Source organism: Methanolacinia paynteri (assembly GCF_000784355.1).
GTDB classification, from domain to species: Archaea; Halobacteriota; Methanomicrobia; order Methanomicrobiales; family Methanomicrobiaceae; genus Methanolacinia; species Methanolacinia paynteri.
In genome coordinates, this window is sequence record NZ_AXDV01000074.1 from 1 (window position 1) to 3,009 (window position 3,009).

The window sequence follows — 3,009 nt, forward strand, 5'->3', positions numbered from 1 at the left end:
CCGCCGCCTCGCCCTGTGTTACGCTGTCGGGGATGTCCTTGGGGGCGGATGCAGCTCCTGCAATATATATTCCCGGCCTGATCGTCCCGACAGGGTTCAGTTTCATCTCGGGCGAGCTGAAGAATCCCGAGTCCTCCGTCTTTATCCCGAAGATCTCCGCGATCCTGTCGGCACCCTTCGAGGGCTGCATCCCGACCGAGAGGACGACGAGGTCGGGGCTGAGCTTCAGGAACTCCCTTGTCTCGGTATCCTCGACCATGATCTCGAGCCCCTTACCGGGCTTTTCGAGGATCTCCCCCGGCCTTCCCCTGATGAAATTTATCCCGAGGTTCTTCGCCCGCTCGTAGTATTCCTCGTATCCCTTGCCGTAGGCCCGGATATCCATGTAGAGCATCGTGACCTCGGTGTCGGGGTTCTTCTCCTTTATCAGCATGGCGTTCTTTATCGCGTACATGCAGCAGACGCACGAGCAGTAGCACCTGTCGATCGTAAGATCCCTCGACCCGATACACTGGACGAAGACGATCGATCTCGGCTTTTCTCCGTTCGAGAGTTTCCTGAGCTTTCCGCCGGTCGGTCCGCTCGCACAGATCATCCGCTCGAACTCGAGGCTCGTGATCACGTCGGGGTGCCTGAGATACATGAGTTCGGCCTTCTTCTCGGGGTTGTATGTATCATAGCCGGTCGCGATGATTATCGCGGCGACGTTGATGGTGAACTCCTCTTCGGAGTCCTCGTCGTCGTGACGGACCGCCTCCCTCCCGCAGACATCGTAGCAGAGCCCGCAGTCTATGCAGTGCTCCGGGTCGCGGATCGCGAGGTTCGGGACGATCTGGGCGTGCGGCTTGTATATCGCTTTCCTGACCCCGAGGCCCGCGTCGTACCTGTTGTAGACCTCGACGGGGCAGACCTCGTAGCAGTCCCCGCAGCCGTTGCAGAGTTCGGCATCGACGTACCGGGGGTGGCGGAGCAGTGTCAGCCTGAAATTGCCAACCTCGCCTTCGAGTGATACGGGTTCGGTGAGCGTATGGAGTATTATATTCTCGTTCCTCTCCGCCTCGACCATCTTCGGAGAAAGGATGCACATGGAGCAGTCGTTTGTCGGAAAAGTCTTGTCGAGCTGAGCCATCCGTCCGCCGATCGTCGGCTCCCTCTCGATAAGATGGACTTTGATCCCCCTGTTGGCAGCATCGAGTGCCGCCTGGATTCCGGCCGCTCCGGCACCGATCACCGCGATCTCACTCATTGGCGTATCTCCCTGCAAGTTCGATATAGATCTGCGAATTCTTAAGGATGTGGGCCTTCTGCTCTTCGGAGGTCTCCTTTACGACCTTTCCGGGCACTCCCATGACAACGGAGCCCGGGGGGATCGTCTTGTTCTCGGGCACTACGGCTCCCGCTCCGATGATGGTGTCTTCGCCGATCTCGGCCCCGTTGAGGATCACCGATCCCATCCCGACGAGAACCCTGTCCCTGATGGTGCACCCGTGGACGATTGCACCGTGGCCTATCGATACGTTCTTCCCGATGACTATGGGGTGGCCTTTGGAGACGTGCACTACGCAGTTGTCCTGCACGTTCGAGCCTTCGCCTATTGTTATTTTTTCATTGTCGGCCCTGAGCACGGCCCCGAACCAGATTCCGGTATCCTTCCCGAGGGATACGTCGCCGATTACGGTGGCGTTTTCAGCAATGAAAAGAGCGTCGTTTCTGAGAGTATTGCTACTCATGGTGCCTAAGTGTTGGTTCTATGCTTCAAAGTATTTTATGGTGGAGGTAATCGCTTTAAGATGCACCGCACTAATTGTTTTCGTCGGGGAGGAAGAATTCGTGGCCGCATTCGGGGCACGTGCACTTTGTCCCGTGGCTGTTGTTTTCCGTATCGTCTCCTGTTTTTTCTCCGTGCGTATCATCGCTTTCGTCTTTGAATTCTTCTATGTGCTCATCCTCTTCCTTCGCCTCCTTCGAGACCTCCTCCATGAATGCCGAGGCGAGGATACCGGCCGGGAGTGCGATGACGCCTACGCCGAGAAGTGCGGAGAGTCCGCCGAAGAACTTACCGAGCGGGGTTATGGGGTAAACGTCGCCGTAGCCGACGGTCGTGAGCGTTATTACGGCCCACCACATCGCATCGGGTATCGAGGCGAATTTCTCCGGCTGGGCCTGGTGCTCGATGTAGAACATGATTGCTGAGGTGACTACGAGCAGGAAGAGGATGATGTAGAACATCATCGCGAGCTGTCGCCTTTTTGCGTTGAAGACCCTGGCGATGACGTGGAGCGACGGGGAATACCTGATGAGCTTGAATATGGTGAAGAATTTCAGGATTCCGACCATCGCGTAGACTTCCTGGTCCGCGAAGAAGAACGGGAGGTAGAACCAGAAGAGGGCCACGAGGTCGATTATCGCCATTCCCGAGACCATGTAGCTGAGCCGCCCGACGATTGCGGTCTCGGCTGCGTTTTTCTTATGGTATTCGGGGTTCTCGACGCAGGTCCAGACCCTGAGGATATATTCTGTGGTGAAGACGATGACCGCGAGAGAATCGAGAAGCCTGCCGAAGAGGTAGACGGTCGCAGGCAGGCCCTGGACGGTCTGGATGATTACGTTGACGATGATTACGGTTATGAAGAGAAACATCAGGGAATTGAAGATCCGCCCCGGCCCGTAGCCTTCGATTCCACGGTTGAGTAAGTTGTAGATCTTCTGCCTCGGGGTTATGATTACCCTGTTTTCAAATTCCCTGAACGCTCCTCCTGTTGCCATAGTAATAATATTCTTTATTTAATTCATTTTCTTTCGTATGGCAGATGGATCTGGTGGAGGGGTCGCCATTATATTGAAGGGAGGGGGATGTTTCCCCCTCCCTGTGCCCCTCCCCCTCATGGCGACAGGTCGCCTCGGGACGGGCAAGCGTCCCTCCGGCTCCTTTTATCCCGATCAGGCAACCGAAGGACTGTCGCCCTTTCGAAACCCAAGGCGACCTTTGGTCACTAATTAATATCTAAA

At 56.1% G+C, this 3,009-nt stretch carries 3 protein-coding genes; all 3 read right to left on the reverse strand.

Translation table 11 applies throughout. The features are described from left to right. Positions 1 to 1,246: CoB--CoM heterodisulfide reductase iron-sulfur subunit A family protein (locus tag METPAY_RS01770; protein WP_084600646.1), on the reverse strand; the 1,246-nt coding region annotated here is incomplete at its 3' end. Continuing rightward, complete coding sequence (locus METPAY_RS01775; RefSeq protein ID WP_013328870.1) at positions 1,239 to 1,730, reverse strand: gamma carbonic anhydrase family protein; 492 nt, start codon at positions 1,728 to 1,730, stop codon at positions 1,239 to 1,241. The genes METPAY_RS01770 and METPAY_RS01775, both read right to left, overlap by 8 nt. Positions 1,731 to 1,800: 70 nt before the next feature. Then, on the reverse strand, positions 1,801 to 2,766 hold the full coding sequence (locus METPAY_RS01780) for an ion transporter (protein ID WP_052418611.1): 966 nt from the start codon (positions 2,764 to 2,766) through the stop codon (positions 1,801 to 1,803). Between the last annotated feature and the right edge of the window lie 243 nt (positions 2,767 to 3,009).